The 20,380-nt window shown below is 69.6% G+C and carries 20 protein-coding genes and 1 pseudogene; 14 read left to right on the top strand and 7 right to left on the bottom strand.

The features are described from left to right. The first annotated feature begins 60 nt into the window (after positions 1–60). From MUG78_RS08845 to MUG78_RS08810, 8 genes and pseudogenes are all read left to right on the top strand, one after another. Entirely contained in the window at positions 61–642 is a 582-nt protein-coding gene (locus MUG78_RS08845; RefSeq protein WP_246993960.1) for a DUF2249 domain-containing protein, read from the top strand. A 10-nt stretch (positions 643–652) separates the two neighbouring features. Further along, the gene (gene fdxA, locus MUG78_RS08840) at positions 653–1,000 is read left to right on the top strand and encodes a ferredoxin (protein WP_246993959.1); all 348 of its coding nucleotides are present in this window, start codon (positions 653–655) and stop codon (positions 998–1,000) included. A gap of 22 nt (positions 1,001–1,022) precedes the next feature. Beyond that, on the top strand, positions 1,023–1,664 hold the full coding sequence (locus tag MUG78_RS08835; protein WP_246993958.1) for a helix-turn-helix domain-containing protein: 642 nt from the start codon (positions 1,023–1,025) through the stop codon (positions 1,662–1,664). A gap of 38 nt (positions 1,665–1,702) precedes the next feature. Then, positions 1,703–2,626 carry an enoyl-CoA hydratase gene (locus MUG78_RS08830; RefSeq protein WP_246993957.1) on the top strand — a complete coding sequence of 308 codons (924 nt, stop codon included), beginning with the start codon at positions 1,703–1,705 and terminating at the stop codon, positions 2,624–2,626. Then, on the top strand, positions 2,626–3,792 hold the full coding sequence (locus tag MUG78_RS08825) for an acyl-CoA dehydrogenase family protein (protein ID WP_246993956.1): 1,167 nt from the start codon (positions 2,626–2,628) through the stop codon (positions 3,790–3,792). The genes MUG78_RS08830 and MUG78_RS08825 overlap by 1 nt, the downstream gene beginning before the upstream one ends. A 2-nt stretch (positions 3,793–3,794) precedes the next feature. Beyond that, positions 3,795–4,780, top strand: a pseudogene (locus tag MUG78_RS08820) (acyl-CoA dehydrogenase family protein). Continuing rightward, the gene (locus MUG78_RS08815) at positions 4,780–5,835 is read left to right on the top strand and encodes an acyl-CoA dehydrogenase family protein (RefSeq protein WP_246993955.1); all 1,056 of its coding nucleotides are present in this window, start codon (positions 4,780–4,782) and stop codon (positions 5,833–5,835) included. The pseudogene MUG78_RS08820 and the gene MUG78_RS08815 overlap by 1 nt, the downstream one beginning before the upstream one ends. 189 nt (positions 5,836–6,024) lie before the next feature. Further along, on the top strand, positions 6,025–7,422 hold the full coding sequence (locus tag MUG78_RS08810) for a wax ester/triacylglycerol synthase domain-containing protein (RefSeq protein ID WP_246993954.1): 1,398 nt from the start codon (positions 6,025–6,027) through the stop codon (positions 7,420–7,422). Here MUG78_RS08810 and MUG78_RS08805 read toward each other — a convergent pair whose 3' ends face one another. From MUG78_RS08805 to hsaA, 7 genes are all read right to left on the bottom strand, one after another. Further along, positions 7,423–8,658 carry an Nramp family divalent metal transporter gene (locus MUG78_RS08805; RefSeq protein WP_308221345.1) on the bottom strand — a complete coding sequence of 412 codons (1,236 nt, stop codon included), beginning with the start codon at positions 8,656–8,658 and terminating at the stop codon, positions 7,423–7,425. Between the two features lie 64 nt (positions 8,659–8,722). After that, positions 8,723–9,859 (bottom strand): sulfotransferase family protein, encoded by a 1,137-nt coding sequence (locus tag MUG78_RS08800; RefSeq protein ID WP_246993953.1) that lies wholly within the window; start codon positions 9,857–9,859, stop codon positions 8,723–8,725. Then, positions 9,852–10,667 carry an SDR family oxidoreductase gene (locus MUG78_RS08795; RefSeq protein ID WP_246993952.1) on the bottom strand — a complete coding sequence of 272 codons (816 nt, stop codon included), beginning with the start codon at positions 10,665–10,667 and terminating at the stop codon, positions 9,852–9,854. Before MUG78_RS08795 ends, MUG78_RS08800 begins: the two co-directional genes overlap by 8 nt. Continuing rightward, a complete protein-coding gene (locus MUG78_RS08790; RefSeq protein ID WP_246993951.1) occupies positions 10,664–11,845 on the bottom strand; it encodes a hypothetical protein in 1,182 nt (393 codons plus the stop codon). The genes MUG78_RS08795 and MUG78_RS08790 overlap by 4 nt, the downstream gene beginning before the upstream one ends. Continuing rightward, positions 11,836–12,411 (bottom strand): 3-hydroxy-9,10-secoandrosta-1,3,5(10)-triene-9,17-dione monooxygenase reductase subunit, encoded by a 576-nt coding sequence (gene hsaB, locus MUG78_RS08785; RefSeq protein WP_246993950.1) that lies wholly within the window; start codon positions 12,409–12,411, stop codon positions 11,836–11,838. The genes MUG78_RS08790 and hsaB overlap by 10 nt, the downstream gene beginning before the upstream one ends. Positions 12,412–12,417: 6 nt before the next feature. Then, the gene (hsaC, locus tag MUG78_RS08780; RefSeq protein WP_246993949.1) at positions 12,418–13,338 is read right to left on the bottom strand and encodes an iron-dependent extradiol dioxygenase HsaC; all 921 of its coding nucleotides are present in this window, start codon (positions 13,336–13,338) and stop codon (positions 12,418–12,420) included. An 8-nt stretch (positions 13,339–13,346) separates the two neighbouring features. Next, positions 13,347–14,531, bottom strand: a complete 1,185-nt coding sequence (gene hsaA, locus MUG78_RS08775) for a 3-hydroxy-9,10-secoandrosta-1,3,5(10)-triene-9,17-dione monooxygenase oxygenase subunit (protein WP_246993947.1) — start codon at positions 14,529–14,531, stop codon at positions 13,347–13,349. 122 nt (positions 14,532–14,653) lie between these two features. On the opposite strand from hsaA, the gene MUG78_RS08770 reads away from it, so the two are divergent. The 6 genes from MUG78_RS08770 to MUG78_RS08745 all read left to right on the top strand — a co-directional run bounded on the left by MUG78_RS08770 (position 14,654) and on the right by MUG78_RS08745 (position 20,377). Further along, positions 14,654–15,832, top strand: coding sequence for a 3-ketosteroid-9-alpha-monooxygenase, oxygenase component (locus tag MUG78_RS08770; RefSeq protein ID WP_246993945.1), 1,179 nt, complete (start codon positions 14,654–14,656; stop codon positions 15,830–15,832). After that, complete coding sequence (locus tag MUG78_RS08765) at positions 15,832–16,203, top strand: hypothetical protein (RefSeq protein WP_246993943.1); 372 nt, start codon at positions 15,832–15,834, stop codon at positions 16,201–16,203. The genes MUG78_RS08770 and MUG78_RS08765 overlap by 1 nt, the downstream gene beginning before the upstream one ends. Positions 16,204–16,340: 137 nt before the next feature. Next, entirely contained in the window at positions 16,341–17,117 is a 777-nt protein-coding gene (locus MUG78_RS08760; protein ID WP_246993941.1) for a VOC family protein, read from the top strand. A gap of 216 nt (positions 17,118–17,333) precedes the next feature. Continuing rightward, positions 17,334–19,046, top strand: coding sequence for a 3-oxosteroid 1-dehydrogenase (gene kstD, locus MUG78_RS08755; RefSeq protein WP_246993939.1), 1,713 nt, complete (start codon positions 17,334–17,336; stop codon positions 19,044–19,046). Between the two features lie 3 nt (positions 19,047–19,049). Next, positions 19,050–19,913 carry an enoyl-CoA hydratase ChsH3 gene (gene chsH3, locus MUG78_RS08750; protein ID WP_246993937.1) on the top strand — a complete coding sequence of 288 codons (864 nt, stop codon included), beginning with the start codon at positions 19,050–19,052 and terminating at the stop codon, positions 19,911–19,913. A 35-nt stretch (positions 19,914–19,948) separates the two neighbouring features. After that, a complete protein-coding gene (locus MUG78_RS08745) occupies positions 19,949–20,377 on the top strand; it encodes a DUF6918 family protein (RefSeq protein ID WP_246993935.1) in 429 nt (142 codons plus the stop codon). Positions 20,378–20,380 lie beyond the last annotated feature (3 nt).

Below are 20,380 nucleotides of genomic sequence, written 5' to 3'. Positions count from 1 at the left end.
CGGACGCGGCGATCCCCGGTATTTTTACAAGTACTAGTCGTTTTAATTCGGGAGGCAGCAGTGTCCGACGTGATCATCGATGTGCGCGAGGTCCCCAAACCGCAGCGGCATCCGCAGATCTTCGGGGCCTTCGACGGCCTGGCGGTGGGCGACGCCGTGATCCTGGTGAACGACCACGATCCGATCCCCCTGCACAATCAGTTCGCCGACCGCCATCCCGGCGGCTTCGCGTGGGATTACCTGGTGCGCGAGCCCGGTGACTTCCGCATCCGGATCAGCAAGACGCTCGACGCACCGGTGCCGCGCGTGCTGGGCAACAGCGCCGACGCCGTGGCCGGCGGCGAGGCCGGGGTGGCCTGGAAGCTCGATCTCGACGACCGCCCGCTGGACGCCAACATCATCACGCTCGCGCCCGGCGGCGGCATCGGCGAACACGTCGGCGGCGAGGTGGACGTACTCATCCACGTCCTCGACGGCACCGGCGTCGTCGGCACCCAGACCGGCCCGGTGCCGGTGGCTGTCGGCGACCTGCTCTGGCTACCCAAGCATTCCCGCCGGTCGTTCAGCGCGGGCGACGGCGGCCTCTCGTATCTGACCGTCCACACCCATCGCGAGCCGACGCTCACCATCACTCCACGCTAGGAGGAATCCCGTGACCTACGTGATCGCGCAGCCGTGCGTCGACGTCCTCGACCGCGCCTGCGTCGAGGAATGCCCGGTGGACTGCATCTACGAGGGCGGGCGCGCGCTGTACATCCATCCCGACGAGTGCGTCGACTGCGGCGCCTGCGAGCCGGTGTGTCCGGTGGATGCCATCTTCTACGAGGACGATCTGCCCGACGAGTGGCTGCCGTACCTCACCGACAACGCCGACTTCTTCACCGCGACTCTGGACGGCCGGGACGCGCCGCTCGGCTCACCCGGCGGCGCCGCGAAGATCGGTGCGACGGGTAGCGATGCGCCCCTCGTGGCCTCGCTGCCGCCGCAGTCCGCGGACTGACACGGCCCGCCGGAACAAGCTGATGACGCTGCGCCAGGACCTGCTCGCGGTGCTGCAGGACGCCGAGGAGCCGCTCACCGTGGACCGACTGGCGGCCGCCACCGGGCGGCCGGCCACCACGGTGCGCTTTCACCTCGATCGCCTGCTGCGCGACGACGCGATCGTCGCGGCGCCGGTCGGGAGTCCCGGGCCCGGGCGGCCCCGCCTGGCCTACACCGCGCACGGTCGGATGGACCCCACCGGCGCCCGCGACTTCGACCTGCTCGCGCAGGCCCTCGCCGCGGCGCTGGCCGACGATCCGGACGGTCCACGGAAGGCCACCGCCGCCGGTGCCGTGCTCGGTGCCGATCGTGCGGACCCCGCTGCCGACCCGCTCGACGACCTCCTCGACGTGCTCATGGAGGCCGGCTTCTCCCCCGCTGTTTCGGGCGGCGACCGGATCCGGCTGCGCCGCTGCCCGTTCCTCGAAGCTGCCCGCGCCCACCCCGCGGTCACCTGCGCGGTGCACCGCGGCCTGATGCAGGGCGTGCTCGACGCGCCGCGCACCGGCACGACCGGCGGCGCCGGCTGGCAGCTGGCCGCGCTGGAGGCCTTCGTCGACGGCGATCACTGCGTAGCGCGGGTGCGTCGACCCGCGCACCGCGCCGAACTCCGCGCGCCCTGAGCTACCAACCAAGCACTTGCTAGGTTAGAGTCGGAGGCATGAGTGCAGCCGTCATTCCGCCGCCCCTGGGCCGCGACGATCTGACCGCCGAGTCCAGTCCGATCGCCTACGAAACCGGCGGTCCCGACAACGCGGTCGCCTACGTGACCCTGAACCGACCCGAGTTCCGCAACGCGCAGAACTCGGTGATGACCTACTCGTTGGACGCCGCCTTCGGCAAGGCCGTCGACGACCCGGCCGTCAAGGTGATCGTGTTGCGCGCCAACGGAAAGCACTTCTCCGCCGGCCACGACATCGGCACCCCCGAGCGCGACTTCGACACCTTCTACCCCAACACCGCGACCCTGCACTGGGACCACACCCGCGGCGACGGCCAACCCCTGGACAGCAACCAGCGCCTGGCCCGGGAGATCGAGGTCTACATGGGGATGTGCCGCCGCTGGCGGGAGATCCCCAAGCCGGTCATCGCGCAGGTGCACGGCGCCTGCATCGCGGGCGGCCTGATGCTCGCGTGGTCGGCCGACTTCATCGTCGCCTCCGACGACGCCTTCTTCTCCGATCCCGTTGCGCGCATGGGCATTCCGGGCGTGGAGTACTTCGCCCACGCCTACGTCCTGGGCGCCCGCCGGGCCAAGGAGATCCTGTTCACCGGCCAGCGCTTCACCGCGGCGCAGGCCCTCGACTGGGGCATGGTGAACCACGTGACCGGGCGCGAGGAACTCGAGGCCAAGGTCGACGACCTCTGCGCGCAGATGGTCGAGATGCCGATGCAGGGCCTGTTCCTGTCGAAGAAGGCCGTCAACATCTGCGAAGACCAGATGGGGATGCGCAACGCGATGGACTCGGTGTTCGGATGGCACCACTTCGCGCACGCGGCCAACGACGCCGACTCCGGCGACTCGCTCGGCGGCATGGACGCGCGCAGCATGCGCGATGCCGCCCAAAAGAAGGGTGACGCCTGATGGATCTGCAATTCGACGACGCCGCCCAGGCCTTCCGCACCGAGGTCCGGGAATGGCTGGCGGCCCACGTGCCCGCCGAGCCGCTGCCGTCCATGGACACCGCGGAAGGCTTTGAGGCACACCGCAAGTGGGAGGCCGAGATGGCCGCCGACAACATGTCGGTGGTCAGCTGGCCGGTGGAGTTCGGCGGCCGCGACGCCCCGCTGCTGCACTGGATCATCTTCGAAGAGGAGTACTACCGCTCCGGCGCGCCCGGCCGCGTGAGTCAGAACGGCATCTTCCTGCTGGCGCCGACCCTCTTCGAGCACGCCAACGACGCCCAGCTGGCACGGATCATGCCGCGCATGGCGCGCGCCGACGACATCTGGGGCCAGGCCTGGAGCGAGCCGGAGGCCGGCAGCGACCTGGCATCCCTGCGCTCGACGGCCACCCGCACCGAGGGCGGCTGGCTGCTCAACGGCCAGAAGACCTGGAGCTCGCGCTCGAGCTTCGCCGACTGGGGCTTCGGCCTCTTCCGCACCGACCCGGACCAGGCCCGCCACAAGGGCATCACCTACTTCATGTTCGATCTGCGCGCACCGGGCGTGACCGTGCGGCCGATCGCCCAGCTCGACGGCGAAGCCGGTTTCGCCGAGCTCTTCCTCGAAGACGTCTTCGTGCCCGACGACCCGGCCGACCCGGGCGCCTCCGGCGTGATCGGCGAGGTGAACAACGGCTGGAAGGTGGCGATGAGCACCGCCGCCAACGAGCGCGGCCTGTCGCTGCGTTCCCCCGGCCGCTTCCTCGCCGCCACCGACCGCCTGCTGCGCCTGTGGCGCGAGCGTCGGGACGACGTCCCAGCCACCGCCGGCGTCGACACCGGCGTCGCCGACGCCTGGATCGGGGCGCGCGCCTACGAGCTGTCCACGTACCAGACGGTCAGCCGCCTGGCCGCGGGCGGACAGCTCGGCATGGAGTCGTCGATCAACAAGGTGTTCTGGTCGCAGTGGGACATCGCCGCCCACGAGACCGCGCTGGACCTGCTCGGCGTCGACGCCGAACTCGACTCGGCCTGGCTCGACGGCTACCTCTTCTCGCTCTCCGGCCCGATCTACGCCGGTACCAACGAGATTCAACGCAACGTGATCGCCGAGCGCCTGCTCGGCCTGCCCCGTGGGGACCGATAACCGTGGACTTCCTTCTCGATTCAATGCACACCGACCTCGCGTCGACCGTCGAGGCCGTGACCGCCCGCGCGGGCGGCATCGCCGTGGCGCGCGCCTGGTCCGAGGGCGATCGTGAGCCCGGCCTGAACGTGTACCGCCAGCTCGCCGAGAGCGGCATCACCGGCCTGCTGGTCGACGATGCGCTCGGCGGCAGCGGCGCGGGCGCCGTCGAAATGGTGGTGGCCCTCGAACAGCTCGGCCGCGTCGCCCTGCCCGGGCCCGTCGCCGAGACCCTCGCCGTGGCACCGGCCCTGCTGGGCGGCGCCGCCGCGAACGACGACCTGGCGCCGCTGCTCGCCGGTGACACCCTGGCCTCGGTCGCGTGCGCGCCGGTCACTCTGCGGGCCGCCGACGCCGAGGGCGCCGCCGTCTACCTGGTGACCGACGACGGGCTGTTCCGCGGCGTCGCCGACGGCGCACAGGCCACCGTTGATCCGGCCCGGACCGTGTCCGCGGTGAGCGCCGGTGATCGACTCGCCGACATCGACACCACTGCCGCCGTCGACCTGGGCGCGCTGGCCACCTCCGCGCTGTCGCTCGGCCTGGCCTCGGCCATGCTGGAGCTGGCCGCCGACTACGCCAAGTCGCGCAACCAGTTCGGCCGCGCGATCGGCTCGTTCCAGGCGGTGAAGCACCATCTCGCCGACGTCGCGATCGCCGTCGAGATGGCTCGCCCGCTGGTGTGGGGCGCCGCCGTGGGTCTGGACGGCTTCGGCCAGGACACCGCCGACGTCTCCCGGACGTCTCGGCCGCCAAGGTCGCCACCGCGGATGCCGCCGACGTCGCGGCCCGTCGGGCACTGCAGGTACTCGGCGCCATCGGCTACACCGCCGAGCACGACTTCTCGCTGTACCTGACCAAGGCCCGCGCCCTCCGCTCCGCGTGGGGCACCCCGGCCTGGCACCGGCAGCGCGTGCTGGATTCCCTGCGCACCGAGCAGGCCCGCTGATGGACGAGCTGAACGCCCTCATCGACGCCGTCCGCGACGTCTGCCGCCGCGGCGGCGGCCCCGCCGCCGTCCGCACCGCGATCACCGCGCAGGGCCGGTACGACGCCGAACTGTGGGAGACGCTGGCCACCCAGATCGGCGTGGCCGCCCTCGCCGTCCCGGAGCAGTACGACGGCGCCGACGCCACCGTGCGCGAGAGCGCCGCGGTGCTGACCGTCCTCGGCGAGACCCTATCCCCGGTGCCGATGTTCTCCTCCGCGGTCCTGGCCACCGGCGCCCTGCTGATCTCCGGTGACGAGGACGCGAGCGCCCGCCTGCTCCCGGGTCTGGCCGCCGGCGAGACCACCGCCGCCCTGTGCTGGACCGGTCCCGCCGGGTGGGACACCCCCGGCGTGCACGCCGAGGCCGGACTGCTCACCGGCACCGCCGAATACGTGATCGACGGCGAGACCGCGGACACCTTCCTGGTGCTGGCGGGTCCGGACGCGGTGACCCTGCACGAGGTCGCCGCCTCCGCGCCGGGCGTCACCGTGACCCCGCTGCCGGTCCTGGACCCGACCCGCCCGCTCGCTCGGGTGAGCTTCGACCAGACCCCGTCGCAGACGGTGCCGGCGCCCGACGACCTCGTCGACCGCCTGCGCACCCTGGCGTGGGCCCTGCTGTCGGCCGAACAGGTCGGCGGCGCGGCCCGCGCGCTGGAGCTCACCGTGGAGCACACCACCTCGCGGAAGCAGTTCGGTCGCGAGCTGGCCAGCTTCCAGGCCCTCAAGCACGCCATGGCCGACATGTACATGCTGGTGGAGACCATGCGGTCGATGTCGGCCGCCGCGGTCGACGCCGTCGCGTCGGGTGCGGAGAACGCGGCCGAACTGGCCGCCGCCGCCCACGTCTACTGCTCGGAGGGCTACGTCGCGGTGACCGGCGAAGCCATCCAGCTGCACGGCGGCATCGGTATCACCGCCGAGCACGACATCGGCCTGTTCTTCAAGCGCGCGCAGGCCGACGCCCAGTTCTTCGGTGCACCGCATCGCGCTGCGGGCCTCATCACGCTGTAGGCCGTCGCCTTCCGCGTCGAAGTCCCCCTCCATCGTACGAATCTGCGTCGATCCGAGGGGGACTTCGTCACCTCTGGACCGATACCGCGGACACCGCTGTGCCGCTCCACCAGAATCGGGGGAATGACCTCCCGAGGACCGTCGCCCAGAGTCCAGCGGCCCAGAGACCAGCGGCCCAGAGACCAGCGGATGGGCGCCTTCGACGCCGTCATGTACGGCATCGAGGGCGACCCGCTGTTGCGCACGGGGATCGTGGCCTTCGTCGCGCTCGACGGATCACCCGATCCCGCCCAGGTCTCCGCCCGCGTCGAGCGACTCACCCGAATCTTTCCGCGGCTGCGCGAGCGCGCGGTGGGCAACCCGATCTCCCCCGCCCCGCCGCGGTGGGAGATCGACCCGAACTTCGATCCCAGCTATCACGTCCGGTGGCGACGACTGCCCGACGACGACGCCACGATGCAGGACGCACTCGACTACGCGGCTCGCGTCAGCGAGTCCGACTTCGATCATTCGCGGCCGCTCTGGGAGATCGCCATCGTCACGGGTCTGGTCGACGGCCGGGCCGCGGTGGTCTTCAAGATCCATCATTCGGTGGCCGACGGTATGGGCGGTCTCGCGATGAGCGCCGCCCTGTTCGACCTCGCCGCCGAGCCCGGCGACCTCGGCCCGCTGCCGGATGCGCCGGATCCGGAGGAGCCCGCCGACCTGCTGGCGCGTTTCGTGCACGCCACCCGGTTCGAGCTCGACGCGGTGGAGGAAGTGGTGGTCGGCGGCGCCAAGTTCGCGCTCCGCACGGCACGCGACCTGCTGACCAGCCCGCTGGACACCACGGTGGCCGCGGGCCGCACCGCCCTCTCGGCGGCGGCCATGCTGGCCCCGCAGGGCGCACCCAAATCGCGGTGGATGGCCGACCGGTCGCTCACCTGCACGTTCACCCTGATCGAGGTGCCGCTGGCCGAGCTGAAAGCGGCGGCACACCGGGCCGAGGTGACGCTCAACGTCGTCTTCATGGCGGCCGTCGCCGACGCCGTCGGCACCTACCATCGCAGGCACGGCCACGACCTCCCCGAGCTCCGCGTGAACATGCCGGTGAATCAGCGTCGTCCCGGCGACGAGCCGACGAGCAACCACTGGGCGCCGGCCCGCTTCCTGGTGCCCGCCGGCGACGAGCACCCGGCGCCCGATCGACTGACCCGACTGCAGCGCCTCCTCGAGGAGGCCCGGACCGATCCCGCACTGGGCCTGTCCGACATGCTCTACAAGGCCCTCGCGCTACTGCCCGACCCGATCACCGAGCGCCTGGCCGGCGGACTGATGAAGGGCGTGGACGTCGCCGCCACCAATGTGCCGGGCCCGCCGGTGCCGGTGTACCTGTGCGGCGCCAAGGTCGACGTCCTGGTGCCGTTCGCGCCGAAGTCGGGGGCGGCGATCAACGTCGCCCTCCTCACCTACGACGACGCGGCCTTCGTCGGCATCAACTCCGACCCCGCGGCGGTGGAGGACCCCGCCGAGTTCACCGCCTGCCTCGCCGAAGCCTTCGCGGCCCTGACGGCCGAGCCCGGGCTGCGCGGCGTTCGCGCGCACTGATCAGGTGTCGCCGACGAACATCAGCACCAGCAGGGTGATGTTCAAGGCCACCACCAGCGCGACGGCCGCCGCCGAGGCCAGTCGCAGTGCGCGGCCGTCGGCGAACTCGCCCATCCGGCGACGGTCGGCGGTGAAGCGGCGCAGCGGGATCAGGGCGAACGGGATGCCGAAGCTCAGCACCGCCTGGGACACGATGAGCGCCCATGTCGGATCCACGCCGACCGCGAGGATCACGACGGCGGGTACCAGGGTCGCCGAGCGCCGCACCACCATCGGGATGCGGATGTTCAGCAACCCCTCCATGATCATGCCGCCCGCGTAGGAGCCCACCGACGTCGACGCGATGCCCGAGGCGAGCAGGCCGATCGCGAACAGCGCCGCGACCACCGGGCCCAGCGCGGACCCGACCGCCGCGTGCGCGCCCTCGATGGTGTCGGTGCCCTCCTTGCCCATCAGGCTGGTCGCGGCCAGCACGAGCAGTGCGATGTTGACAGTGCCGGCGATGACCAGGGCCACCACCACGTCGATCCGCGTCACCCGCAGGAGCCGGGCGATGCGGCCCGGATCCTCGCTGCGGCCGTGGCGATCGATCACCAGCCCCGAGTGCAGATAGATGGCGTGCGGCATCACGGTGGCGCCCAGCATGGACCCGGCCAGCAGCACGGTCTCGCCGCCGTCCAGGCGCGGGATCATGCCGTTCAGCAGCCCACCGACGTCCGGCGGATTCACCGCCAGTCCGCTGAGGAAGCCGACCACGATGATGCACAGCAGGCCGATCACCACGGTCTCGAACCGCTGCTGCCGCTGCCGGTCGGCCAGGGTGAGCACCAGCATGGAGACCACGCCGACGATGAGGCCGCCGATCCACAGCGGCAGACCGAACAGCAGCTTCAGGGCGATCGCGCCACCGACCACTTCGGCGAGGTCGGTCGCGGCCGCCACCACCTCGGCCTGGCCCCAGTAGGCCAGCCGCGCGCGACGCCCGCGCAACGACGTCGCCACCGTCTGCGGCAGCGTCCGGCCGGTCACCACGCCGAGTTTGGCCGACTGGTACTGGATCAGCACGGCGATGACGCTGGCCACCACCAGCACCCACACCAGCAGGTACCCGTACTTGGCGCCGGCGGTGAGGTTGGCCGCCACATTGCCCGGATCCACATAGGCGATCGCCGCCACGAAGGCCGGCCCGAGCAGCATCGCCCGCGGCGCCCGCGGCTTCTTCGTCGTTTCCAGCACCGAGCCAGGCTAACCCCGAAACAGAGTTTCGGTCAACCGAACTTTTTGCGGACGGGCGTCGAAACTAGGCGAAGGCGGCGCGCACCTGGTCCACGGTGAGCCCGTAGTCGTCGAGCGAGTAGCGGTGCTGCGGTCGGCGATCGCCGGACTTGGACTCCTCGTCGAGCGCCGTCATCGCCGCGCGGGCCGCCTCGCTCGGCGCGGTGCCGAGGGCGGCGTAGACCTGATCGACGACGCCCCGCGGGTCCGCCCGCAGGTCGTCGAACGCGACGTCGACGAATTGCGCCGCGGGATAGCGCGCACGAGCCGCGGAGAACTCGCGCAGGCCGCGCGACCACAGCTCGAGCTGCGCCTGCCCGATGGCCGCGCCGGTGAACACCGTTGAATAACCCTCGGTGGCGTGCTCGGCGAGGCTGCACATCGACGCGATGATGGTCTCCGGCTCACGGTGCGTCTGCACCACGATCGCATCCGGATACACCGCCATCAGTGCGTCCAGCGCGAACAGGTGGCTCGGGTTCTTGAGCACCCAGCGCTTGTCCTGATCGTGGAGGCCGATCAGCTGCAGGTTGGCCTTGTGGCGCGCGTAGGCGGGCGTCCAGTCCTGGTCGGCCAGCCACGCCGAGTACGTCGGGAGAGCGGCGAGCGACTCGTACGAGATCGACTGCAGTGACTGCCGCAGCAACTGCCAGCACTCCTCCACTTCGCCGGCACTCATGTAGTGCAGGCCCATGAACTCGGGATTCTCGACGTGATGCTGGGACAGTCCGGCGTCGATCTGCGCGAAGACGGGGTTGGTGGCCCAGGTGTCGCGCGGCGGGCGCGGCTGCGGGAACTCGGTCAGCCACATCTGGAGCCCCTGGTGGGCCGGATCCGCGGCGAGTAGCCGGTGCAGCGCGGTGGTGCCGGTGCGCGGCAGGCCGGTGACGAAGATCGGCCGCTCGATCGGCACCTGGGCGTAGCCGGGGTTGGCCTTCCAGCCGGCCTCGCTGAGCAGCCGCGCGATGAGTGCGCCCTTGAGGAAGTAGCGGAACATCTTGCTGCCGCGTTCGGTGAGCCCGGCGTCGTTCGCGTACGACTCCAGCAGCACCGTCAGGCCTTCGCGGTAACCGTCGTCGCCGAAGTCGTCGAGGCCCACGGTGCGCGCGGCCGAGGCGTGCAGGTCCTCGACGGTGCCGACCAGGGTGCGCGGCTCAGGCATGGTATTCCCCGCAGTTCACGTCGAGGGTCTGCCCGGTCACCGAGCGGGCCAGGTCCGAGGCGAGGAAGACGATCACGTCGGCGATCTCGTCGGGTTCGGGCAGCCGCTTCAGGTCGCTGCGCGAGGCGGTCTGCTCGTAGACCTGCTCGACGGTGATGCCGTACTTCTTCGCGATCTCGCCGAAGTACCACTTGAGCTGGTCGTCCCAGATGTACCCGGGCGCCACGCTGTTGATCCGGATGCCCTGCTCGCCCAGTTCGGTGGCGAGCGACTGCGACATCGCCAGCAACGCCGATTTGGCGATCTTGTAGCTGCCGTAGCGCGGCTCGCTGTGCCGGATCACCATCGAACTCAGGTTGACGATGGCCCCGTCCGACTCCGCGAGCGCGGGCGTGAAGGCCTTGATCACCCGCAGCGTGCCCAGCACCGTCAGGTCCAGGCTGTCGGAGATCTGCCCGAAGTCGGTGCGCCCCAAGGCTTTCATCGACGGCACCGAGAAGGCGTTGTTCACCAGCACGTCGACCCGCCCGAACTCGGCCAGCACGCGTTCGGCGAGGGCATCGACGGCGTCGTGGTCGGTGATGTCGGTGGGCACCACCAGGGCGCGACGGCCCAGCGCGGTGACCTCGGCGGCCACCGACTCGAGTCGTTCGCGGGTGCGGGCGGCCACCACCACGTCCGCCCCGGCCGCGGCGGCGCGCAGGCAGATGGCCCGGCCCAGGCCGGGACCGACGCCGGACACCACCACCACTCGATCGGCCAGCAGGCCCGTGCCGTGCATCGAAGTCTGGGGTGTCTGGGTCGTCATCCGAGCATTCTCTCCGCAAAGCCGCGGCGCCGGGCGGTGATCCGCTCGGCCCAACCGTCGGCGTCGATCCGATTGTGGTCGTAGTACGGCAGCAGTCCGGGCACCTGCGCGAGGTCGACCACCTCGCAGGTGGGCCCCAGGCTCCCGTCGATCGGCGCATCGCTGCGCTGCCAACGGAACTGGAGGATGCCGCGCCGTCGCCCGGTGGTCTCCACCCAGTTGGTCACGCCCGGATCCCGATGGGCGATCACCATGCGGATCATCCCGTCCGGATCATGTTGCGCCTGCACCGTATTGAGGCTCGTCTGGTGGTGCACGTAGTCGAGCGAGATGTACCAGAGGCTGCCGAGCTGGAAGCCCTGGTACGGACTGTCCGAGACCGGCACCGTGATGAGCATGGCCTGATCCGGCGCCAGGTCGTAGTGCCCCACCGACGAGAACTGGGTGCTCAGGCCGCCGGGCGTGGGCCGCGGCACGGTCAGCGTGTTGACCGCCTCGTCGAGGTAGAACCACTTCGGGAAGTTGAACCAGGTGTGGATGCGCGACGTCAGCAGCTTGGCCGCGGTCGCGTACTGGCGTGCCGCGCGCGCACTGTCGAGCGGCCGAGCCGGTTCGTCACGGGTGTCCAGGCGTTCGACGGTGACGCTGCCCTTGTGCTCAGCGATCCAGTCGCCGTAGACCTCGCGGATCGCGAGCATGGAGGCGCCGTCGCCCAGCACGAAGTAGTTCGACGGCGCGTCGTCGATCGGCGGCCCGAAGATCAGTTCGTACGAGCCGTCGTCGGCGATGGTCAGCCGGCGGTCGTCGAAGGCGTCGTCCCCGCCGGGGACTTCGCTGGGGGTGTAATCGCCGCGGAGCACCTGAAAGCTCAGGTCCACGGTGCTTCCCCGGATTCCGCGGATCCGGTAGGTGCCCTCGGGCACCACGTCCGCGTGATAGTAGAGGGTGTCCGGATTGTCCAGGCCCATCTTGGTGTACGGGCCGGTGGACGTGTGCAGCACCGGATGCACTTTGTCGTGCGTGCGGGACTGTTGCAGGACGGCCGCGATACTGCCGGCCAGGTAGTCGTAGCCTTCGGCCAGATCGGCATCGGAGTCGATGAACTCCGCCGCGGCGATCTGACGCTCCGCTGCGGCGATGGCATCGCGCAGCGGAGCAGTCACATCGTCTAGAGCCATTCGTCGCCGCCGGACCACGTGATCAGATCGTCGAGCTGATTCGAGGCCGGGGTGACCCGCGGGTGTTCGGTCGACAGGTAACCGCCGCGGTAGAACAGCAGCGGCTTGTCCTGCAGGACCTCACCGAGAGTCTGCGCCCGTCCGACGACGATGTAGTGATCGCCGCCGTCGAGCACGTTCTCCACGGTGCACTCCACCCAGGTCAGGCTGTGCCGGATCACCGGAAGCCCGAGCGGAGACGGGTCCCAGTCGACCCCGGCGAACTTGTTGTCGCCGGGAGCACCGAACTTGGCACTCACCTCCTGCTGACGGTGAGCGAGGACGTTCACGCAGAACGACCCCCGCGCCTCCATCGCAGGCCAGGTCCGCGACGTCTTCTGCGGGCAGAAGATCACCAGCGGCGGATCCAGCGAGAGCGCGGTGAACGACTGGCAGGCGAAGCCCACCGGTCGGTCATCGTCGCCCATCGAGGTGATGATGGTGATTCCGGAGCAGAACTGCCCCAGGGCGGTGCGGAACTGCCGGGTGTCGAACTCCTGCGTGCCGTACGGCGAGAGCGGCGCCATGGCGACTCAGCCCTTGAATCCGACGCTGAAGTCGTGGCCCCACAGGCTCACGGCCGTCGACTCCCGGGCGACCCAGTCGTCGTCGTCCACTTGCCTTCCCTCGCAACCGAATTCCACGTCGAACCCGCCGGGGGTCTTCATGTAGAAGCTCAGCATGAGGTCGTTCACGTGGCGACCGAGGGTGGCCGACATCGGCACCTTCTTCCGCAGCGCACGGTCGTGCGCCAGACCGACGTCGTCGGTCTCCTCCACCTCGACCATGAGGTGCACGATGCCGGTGCCGTTGGAGAACGGCGAGAAGGCCAGCGAGTGGTGCCGCGGGTTGCACCCGAAGAACCGCAGCCAGGCCGGCTCGTCGCCCTCGGCCCGGCCGACCACCTGCGGCGGCAGCCGCATGGAGTCGCGCAGGCGGAAGCCGAGCACATCCCGGTAGAAGGTGAGCGCCGCGGCGTCGTCGTTGCTGCTGAGCACCACGTGGCCCAGACCCTGCTCGCCGGTCACGAACTTGTGACCGTACGGGCTGACGACGCGACGGTGCTGCAATGCGACGCCGTGGAAGGCCTCCAGGGCGTTCCCGTCCGGGTCGGCGAAGACGATCAGACCGTCGACGGCCCGCTCGCGCTTCTCCTCCGGCGTGCCCTCGCGGAACTCCACGCCACCGGCCGTGAGCCGGTCCCGAACCTCTTGCAGCCCAGCCGCATTCGCGCACTCCCAGCCGGAGACGGCCAGGTGATCGCGATCGGAGGGGACGATCACCAGACGTGCCGGGAAATCGTCCATCCGCAGGTACAGCGCACCGGGGACGGTCCCCTTGCCCTCCACCATGCCGAGAACCTTCAGACCGTATTCACGCCACGCGTCCATGTCGGTGGCGTCGATCCGCATGTATCCGAGGGAACGGATGGGACCCAGATCCTGCTCGCTCATTCTTCTCCTTAGACCATCGTGTCGCCGATGGGCAGCCCGAACTCACCGTTGCCGAAGGCCACGTAGGCCCGCTCGGGATCGTTGGCTGCGTGCACGCGGCCGGCGTGCGCGTCGCGCCAGAAGCGCTGGATCGGGGTGCCGTTCTCCAGCGCGTGGGCGCCGGAGTTCTCGAAGAGACGATCGATGGCTGAGATGGCCCGGCCGGTGGCGCGGACCTGGTCGCGGCGAGCGGCCAGACGCACGTCCATCGGCACCTCTTCGCCGGCGCAGATCAGGTCGTATTCGGCCTGCAGGTTGCCCGACAGCTGGCGCCATGCGGCGTCGATGTCGCTGGCGGCCTCGGCGATGCGAACCTTGGCGAACGGGTCGTCCTTGGACTGCTCGCCGGCGTAGGCCGCGCGCACGCGCTTGCCCTGGTGCTCGACGTGGGCCTCGTAGGCGCCGTAGGCCATGCCGACGATCGGGGTCGAGATGGTGCTGGGATGGATGGTGCCCCACGGCATCTTGTAGACCGGAGCGGTGTTGCGCTCCAGGCCGGGCGCCTCGCCGGTGCTCATCGTGCGGAAGCTGAGCATGCGGTGACGCGGGACGAAGACGTCCTTGACGTCGATGGTGTTCGAGCCGGTGCCGCGCAGGCCGACGACGTTCCAGACGTCGCGGATGGTGTAGTCCTCGCGCGGGATCAGGAAGCTGACGAAGTCGACCGGCTTGCCGTCCTTGAACACCGGACCACCGACGACCGCCCAGTCGGCGATGTCGCAGCCGGAGGACCAGGCCCACGAACCGTTGACCTTGTAGCCGCCTTCGACGACCTCGCCGGCGCCCATCGGGGCGTACGACGACGAGATGCGGGTGTTGGGGTCGGAGCCCCAGACGTCTTCCTGGGCCTGCTGATCGAACAGCGCGAGGTGCCAGTTGTGGATGCCGATGATGCCCGCCACCCAGCCGGTGGAACCGCAGGCGGTGCCGATGCGGCGGACCGCTTCGTAGAAGGTCACCGGGTCGACCTGGTAGCCGCCCCACTGCTCAGGCTGCATCAGCTTGAAGAAGCCGGCGTCGACCAGCATCTCGACCACTTCGTCGGGGATGCGTCGCGCATCCTCCGTCGCCTGGGCGCGCTGCGCGAGCTCCGGCAGCAGTGCGTTGATGTTCTCCAGTACTTGCTGTCCGGCTTCGCTTCGCTGTGCTGCCATGACCGCTCCAATCTCGTTGCTACTTGGGTCTTCGACTCCAATATTAGAACACGTTCTCATTCTGTTTTGAAACATGTTCTAATATTGGGTCAGCAAGAGCTGTTAAAGGAAGGCGACCTGCGATGACGACGAACGATACCGCAGTACGAGAAATTGACACCGGCACTCCGCCGAGCCGTTTTGCCCGCGGTTGGCACTGCATCGGCCTGGTGGACGAGTACACCGACGGCAAGCCCCACTCCCTGGAGATCTTCGGCACCAAGCTGGTGGTCTGGGCGGACACCAAGGGCGAGGTGAAGGCACTCGACGCCTTCTGCCGCCACATGGGCGCCGACCTCGGCCAGGGCAAGGTCCGCGGCGACAACATCGCCTGCCCGTTCCACGGGTGGCAGTGGAACGGCAAGGGCCGCTGCGCCGGCGTGCCGTACGCCAAGCGCAACCCGAAGCTGGCCAAGACCCGCACCTGGCCCACGATGCAGCGCAACGGCCAGGTCTTCATCTACAACGATCCGGAGGGCAACCCGCCGCCGGAGCAGGTGATCATCCCCGAACTCGAGGAGTTCGGCACCGATCAGTGGACCGGGTGGACCTGGAACACGCTGGTCATCGAGGGCTCCAACTGCCGCGAGATCATCGACAACGTGGTCGACATGGCGCACTTCTTCTACGTGCACTACGCCCTGCCGGACTACTTCAAGAACGTCTTCGAGGGCGAGACCGCGGCGCAGTACATGAACAGCCACGGTCGCCCCGACATCGCGATCTCGTCTGCCTACGGTGACACCCGCCTGGAGTCGATCGCCGCGTACTACGGCCCCTCGTACATGCTGAACCCGATGGTGCAGTACTACGGCGGCTACGCGGTCGAGACCATCCTCACCAACTGCCACTACCCGATCGATGAGAACTCCTTCGTCCTCATGTTCGGCGTCATGGCCAAGATCCCCGAGGGCCTCACTCCCGAGCAGGCCGACAAGATGTCGAAGAAGATCTCCGCGGGCATCGAGCTGGGCTTCCTGCAGGACGTCGAGATCTGGAAGCACAAGACCCGCATCGACAACCCGCTGCTGGTGGAGGAGGACGGCCCGGTCTACCAGCTGCGTCGCTGGTACGAGCAGTTCTACGTCGACGTCGACGACATCACCGACGAGATGACCGACCGCTTCGAGTACGAGATCGACACCGCCAAGGCGCTGGAGAACTGGAACATCGAGGTGCAGGAGAACCTGCGTATTCAGGCCGAGGAGAAGGCCGCCGAGGAAGCAGCGGCGGCGCAGCAGCCCGAGAACACGTCGGTCTGATGTCGACGGTCAGCGGAACGGGCTGGGCGAAGGCTCCGGATTACACGGATGATCCGGAGCGCCTGGCCGCGATCGCGGCAGCCACCGCGCGGGATCGGAAGCACTACCTGCGCGGCGGCATGTCGCCGATCGAATGCCGCACGTGTCACGCGAACGTGCTGGTCAAGAAGACCAGTCCGCACCACACGAGCGTGCAGTGGAACGACGACGCGCTCGATGCCTGCCACGAGATCTCCGCGATCCGCGCCGAGGGCGGCAATGCTGCACTGCTGCCGACCTGCCCGCGGCTGTCGGCGTCGATCGACCACGGCGTCGCCGAGGGGCTGGTGCCCCGCGAGTCGCCCGACGTCGATCCGGACGGCTACTGGTGAGCCGTTAGCGGTGACCCATCTCACACGTTGAGAACAACGACGACGCGCCCGAACCGGGCGCGTCGTCGTTGCTTTCGGGGCCGGGTTTTCGGACCCGAACGGTTCCGCTCGTCGGTACCGCGGAGCAGAATCGACGCATGACCGAATACTCCGCCCCGCTGGGCGCTCCCGTCTGGTTCGACCTCGTCAGTTCCGACCCCGCGCGCGCCGCGGAGTTCTACGGCGCCCTCTTCGGCTGGGAGTCCGAGGAGCCCAACGCCGAATTCGCCGGCTACCAGAACTTCACCCTCGGCGGTCGACGGGTCGCGGGCATGCATCCGCACCTGGCCGAGGCCGGCGGGCCGTCGGACATCTGGTCTGTCTATCTGCGCACCGACGACGCCTTCGCCACCCAGGTCAAGGTGGTCGAGAACGGCGGCACCGAGGTGTTCCCGCCGATGCCCGTCGGCGACCTGGGCACCATGGCCTACGCGATCGACCCGGCCGGCGCGATGATCGGCTACTGGCAGTCGGCCGCGCACACCGGCTTCGCCGAGTGGGGCGTGCACGGTGCGCCGTACTGGTTCGAGTGCCTGAGCCTGCATCAGCCCGCCGCCACCGCGTTCTACGAGGTGGTCTTCGGCGCCCGGCCCGAACTGGTACCCGGCGCGCCCGGCAACTACACGCAGCTGTTCTACGGCGAGACCGCTTACGCGGCGCTGATGGACGCGACCGGCATGCTGCCCGCGGAGGTCCCGTCGCACTGGCGTGTGTACATCACCGTCGACGACGTCGCCGCGACCGTCGCCCAGGCCGTCGAACTCGGCGGCGCCTGCGCGATGGAGCCGGAGACCACCCCCTGGGGCACCCTCGCCACCATCACCGACCCGCTCGGCGCGATGATCTGCCTCGGCCACCCGCCCGCCGACATGTAACCCCACCCCGCCACCCCGCCCTCCCCGTGTCGCGACCCCTCGCCGAGTCGATCCGGAGCCGCGCGGCGACCCGCAAACAGGGTCGCGAAGTGCGGGGGGCGGGCGGTTCGGGCACACCCCGGCTACCCCTGGAACATGTTCTCGTTTACTCTCTCTACTGAAACGTGTTCTAGTTCTTCAGTGGCGGCGTTTCCGCCGCTCCCAGGAGGGAAACCGATGGCGCAAGCAGCTATTCCCAGCGAAACCGTCGACGTCGTAGTGGTCGGCGCCGGTGGTGCCGGCCTCGCCGCCGCACTCACCGCGGCCACCAAGGGCCTCGAGACCGTCCTCATCGAGAAGTCGCCCTACTGGGGCGGCTCCACCTCCCGCTCCGGCGGCGGTGTGTGGATCCCGAACAACTCGGTGCTGCGACGCGACGGCGTGACCGACACCGTCGACGAAGCACGCAAGTACGTGCACGCGATCATCGGCCCGCACGCGCCCGCCGAGAACATCGACACCTACATCGACCGCGGCCCCGAGGCACTGGACTACCTGATGTCCAAGTCTCCCCTCGAGCTGGAGTGGGTCAAGGGCTACTCGGACTACTACCCGGAGGCTCCGGGCGGTCGCGTCGGCGGCCGTTCGGTGGAGCCGAAGCCGTTCGACGCCCGCCGTCTGGGCGACGACCTGGCCACCCTGCACCCGCAGTACACCAAGGCGCCGCTGAACATGGTGGTCCTGCAGAGCGACTACAAGTGGATGAACGTCGGCATGCGCCACTGGCGCGGCATCGCCAAGATGGCCAAGGTCGCCGGCCGCTTCACCTGGGCCAAGTCGCGCAACAAGAAGATGATCGCCATGGGCGCGGCGCTGGCCGCCGAACTGCTGATCGGCTGCCGCCAGGCCGGCGTCGACATCCGCCTGAGCACGCCGATGACCGACCTGATCATCGAAGACGGCAAGGTGGTGGGCGTCAAGGCCACCCGCGACGACCAGCCGATCGAGATCCGCGCACGCTACGGCGTGATCCTGGGCAGCGGCGGCTTCGAGCACAACGGCGAGATGCGCGCCGAGTACCAGCGCGCGCCGATCGGCACCGAGTGGACCACCGGTGCGCCGTCGAACACCGGTGACGGCATCGTCGCCGGTATGAAGGCCGGCGCCGGCGTCGCGATGATGGACGACGCCTGGTGGGGTCCCACCATCCCGCTGCCCAAGGGCCCGTGGTTCGCACTGTCCGAGCGCAACGTGCCGGGCACCTTCATGGTGAACGAGCGCGGCGAGCGCTTCATGAACGAGTCGCTCCCCTACGTCGAGGCCGCGCACCAGATGTACGGCGGCGACTTCGGTCAGGGCGAGGGCCCGGGCAAGAACATCCCGGCGTGGATGATCATGGATCAGCGCTGCCGCAACCGCTACCTCTTCGCCGGCATCCCGGCCCGCCAGCCGCTGCCGAAGAGCTGGCTCAAGTCCGGCGTCGTGGTCAAGGCGAACACCATCGCCGAGCTGGCCGAGCAGACCGGACTGCCGGTCGACGCGCTGCTGGCCACCACCGAGCGCTTCAACGGCTTCGCCCGCACCGGTGACGACACCGACTTCCACCGCGGCAAGAGCGGCTACGACAACTACTACGGCGACCCGACCAACAAGCCGAACCCGAACCTCGGCGTGGTCGACAAGGCCCCGTTCTACGCCATCAAGATGGTCCCCGGCGACCTCGGCACCAAGGGCGGCATCACCACCGACGCCACCGGTCGCGCACTGCGCGCCGACGGCAGCGTGATCGACGGCCTCTACGCCTCGGGCAACACCAGCGCCCCGGTGATGGGTCACACCTACGCCGGCCCCGGCGCCACCATCGGCCCGGCCATGGTCTTCGGTTACCTCGCCGCAATCGACGCCGCCGCCAAGGCCAAGTCGACCACCGACCAGCCCGCAGGAGTCTGAGCCATGCCGATCGATCCCACTGTCGCCGTCGGCGCCGACCTCGGCGCGACGACCTTCTCCTGGACCCCGCGCGAGGTGGCGCTGTACAACCTCGCCGTCGGCGCCGCCCACGATCCGATGGATCCGACCGGGCTGCAGTACATCGACGACGCCGCGCCCAAGACGCTGCCGACGTTCGCCACGGTCGCGGCCACCTTCCTGGCCACCGAGGCCCCGAAGGTGTCGTTCCCGGGCGTCGACATCGACCTCGCGAAGGTGGTGCACGGCAGCCAGGAGGTGACCGTGCACCGGCCGCTGCCGGCGTCCGGCACCGCCACCACCCGCACCCGCATCGCCGAGGTGCAGGACAAGGGTTCGGCCGCCGTCATCATCCAGGAGTCGGAGACGGTCGACGAGGCCGGCAATCCGCTGTGGACCGCACGCAGTTCGATCTTCGCCAAGGGCGAGGGCGGCTTCGGCGGCGAGCGCGGATCGTCGACCCGCCTCGCGCTGCCCGACCGCGCTCCCGACCACGAACTGCTGGCACCGACGCTGCCGCAGCAGGCCCTGCTGTACCGCCTATGCGGTGACCGCAATCCACTGCACTCCGATCCGGCGTTCGCCGCGGGCGCGGGTTTCCCGCGGCCGATCCTGCACGGTCTGTGCACTTTCGGCACCGTCTGCCGCACGTTGGTCGACGAAGTGCTGGGCGGGGACACCACCGCGGTGGCCGGCTACGGCGCGAGCTTCGCGGGGGTCGTCTTCCCCGGCGAGACGCTCAAGATCCGCGCCTGGGAAGATGAGGACCGACTGCTGGTGACCGCGGTCGTCGCCGAGCGCGACGACGCGCCCGCCCTGGGCAACGTGGTCCTGACCCGCAGTCACTGATCCGTTCCGCGTTCTTTTCAGAAAGAGGCTGCCCCATGGCGACTTCCCTTGCTCCCCTGCTCACTCAGCGCGACGCGCTGGCCGTCGATCTGGCGGAGGTGATCGAGCAGCAGGTGAAGGCGCAGTCCGGGCTGTCCGGGACCGCGGTGAAGGCGGCCTACGCCGCGGCGAACAAGTTCAAGCCGGGCGTCGTGGTCAAGGCCACCTCCTCGATGCTGCCGGACTTCCTGGACGGCCTTGCGCCGCTGTGGGATTCGCGTCCGGCAGGCACCTCGTTCGGCGCCCACCTGGCCGCCAACGAGGCCTCGGCCACCGAAGCGCTGCTCGCGGTGACCGATCGCCAGGCCGAGAGCGCGCCGAAGCCGTTGGCCAAGGCCTACGCGAGCCTGCGCGGCAAGGCCAAGGGCTACGTGGCCGAGGCACTGGTGCCGGTCGGCGACGTCATCGAGCGCTACGCCGCCTGAGCG

The organism is Gordonia alkaliphila (assembly GCF_023017165.1).
Lineage (GTDB): Bacteria > Actinomycetota > Actinomycetes > Mycobacteriales > Mycobacteriaceae > Gordonia > Gordonia alkaliphila.
The sequence above is the reverse complement of the archived record's forward strand: the minus strand, read 5'-3'. Positions and strand labels throughout refer to the sequence as shown.

Excerpts from the sequence above, each read along its gene's own strand:
- MUG78_RS08835 (WP_246993958.1), top strand. The coding sequence starts at position 1,023 with ATGACGCTGCGCCAGGACCTGCTCGCGGTGCTGCAGGACGCCGAGGAG.
- MUG78_RS08830 (WP_246993957.1), top strand. The coding sequence starts at position 1,703 with ATGAGTGCAGCCGTCATTCCGCCGCCCCTGGGCCGCGACGATCTGACC.
- MUG78_RS08825 (WP_246993956.1), top strand. The coding sequence starts at position 2,626 with ATGGATCTGCAATTCGACGACGCCGCCCAGGCCTTCCGCACCGAGGTC.
- MUG78_RS08815 (WP_246993955.1), top strand. The coding sequence starts at position 4,780 with ATGGACGAGCTGAACGCCCTCATCGACGCCGTCCGCGACGTCTGCCGC.
- MUG78_RS08810 (WP_246993954.1), top strand. The coding sequence starts at position 6,025 with ATGGGCGCCTTCGACGCCGTCATGTACGGCATCGAGGGCGACCCGCTG.
- MUG78_RS08800 (WP_246993953.1), bottom strand. The coding sequence starts at position 9,859 with ATGCCTGAGCCGCGCACCCTGGTCGGCACCGTCGAGGACCTGCACGCC.
- MUG78_RS08795 (WP_246993952.1), bottom strand. The coding sequence starts at position 10,667 with ATGACGACCCAGACACCCCAGACTTCGATGCACGGCACGGGCCTGCTG.
- MUG78_RS08790 (WP_246993951.1), bottom strand. The coding sequence starts at position 11,845 with ATGGCTCTAGACGATGTGACTGCTCCGCTGCGCGATGCCATCGCCGCA.
- hsaB (WP_246993950.1), bottom strand. The coding sequence starts at position 12,411 with ATGGCGCCGCTCTCGCCGTACGGCACGCAGGAGTTCGACACCCGGCAG.
- hsaC (WP_246993949.1), bottom strand. The coding sequence starts at position 13,338 with ATGAGCGAGCAGGATCTGGGTCCCATCCGTTCCCTCGGATACATGCGG.
- hsaA (WP_246993947.1), bottom strand. The coding sequence starts at position 14,531 with ATGGCAGCACAGCGAAGCGAAGCCGGACAGCAAGTACTGGAGAACATC.
- MUG78_RS08770 (WP_246993945.1), top strand. The coding sequence starts at position 14,654 with ATGACGACGAACGATACCGCAGTACGAGAAATTGACACCGGCACTCCG.
- MUG78_RS08765 (WP_246993943.1), top strand. The coding sequence starts at position 15,832 with ATGTCGACGGTCAGCGGAACGGGCTGGGCGAAGGCTCCGGATTACACG.
- MUG78_RS08760 (WP_246993941.1), top strand. The coding sequence starts at position 16,341 with ATGACCGAATACTCCGCCCCGCTGGGCGCTCCCGTCTGGTTCGACCTC.
- kstD (WP_246993939.1), top strand. The coding sequence starts at position 17,334 with ATGGCGCAAGCAGCTATTCCCAGCGAAACCGTCGACGTCGTAGTGGTC.
- chsH3 (WP_246993937.1), top strand. The coding sequence starts at position 19,050 with ATGCCGATCGATCCCACTGTCGCCGTCGGCGCCGACCTCGGCGCGACG.
- MUG78_RS08745 (WP_246993935.1), top strand. The coding sequence starts at position 19,949 with ATGGCGACTTCCCTTGCTCCCCTGCTCACTCAGCGCGACGCGCTGGCC.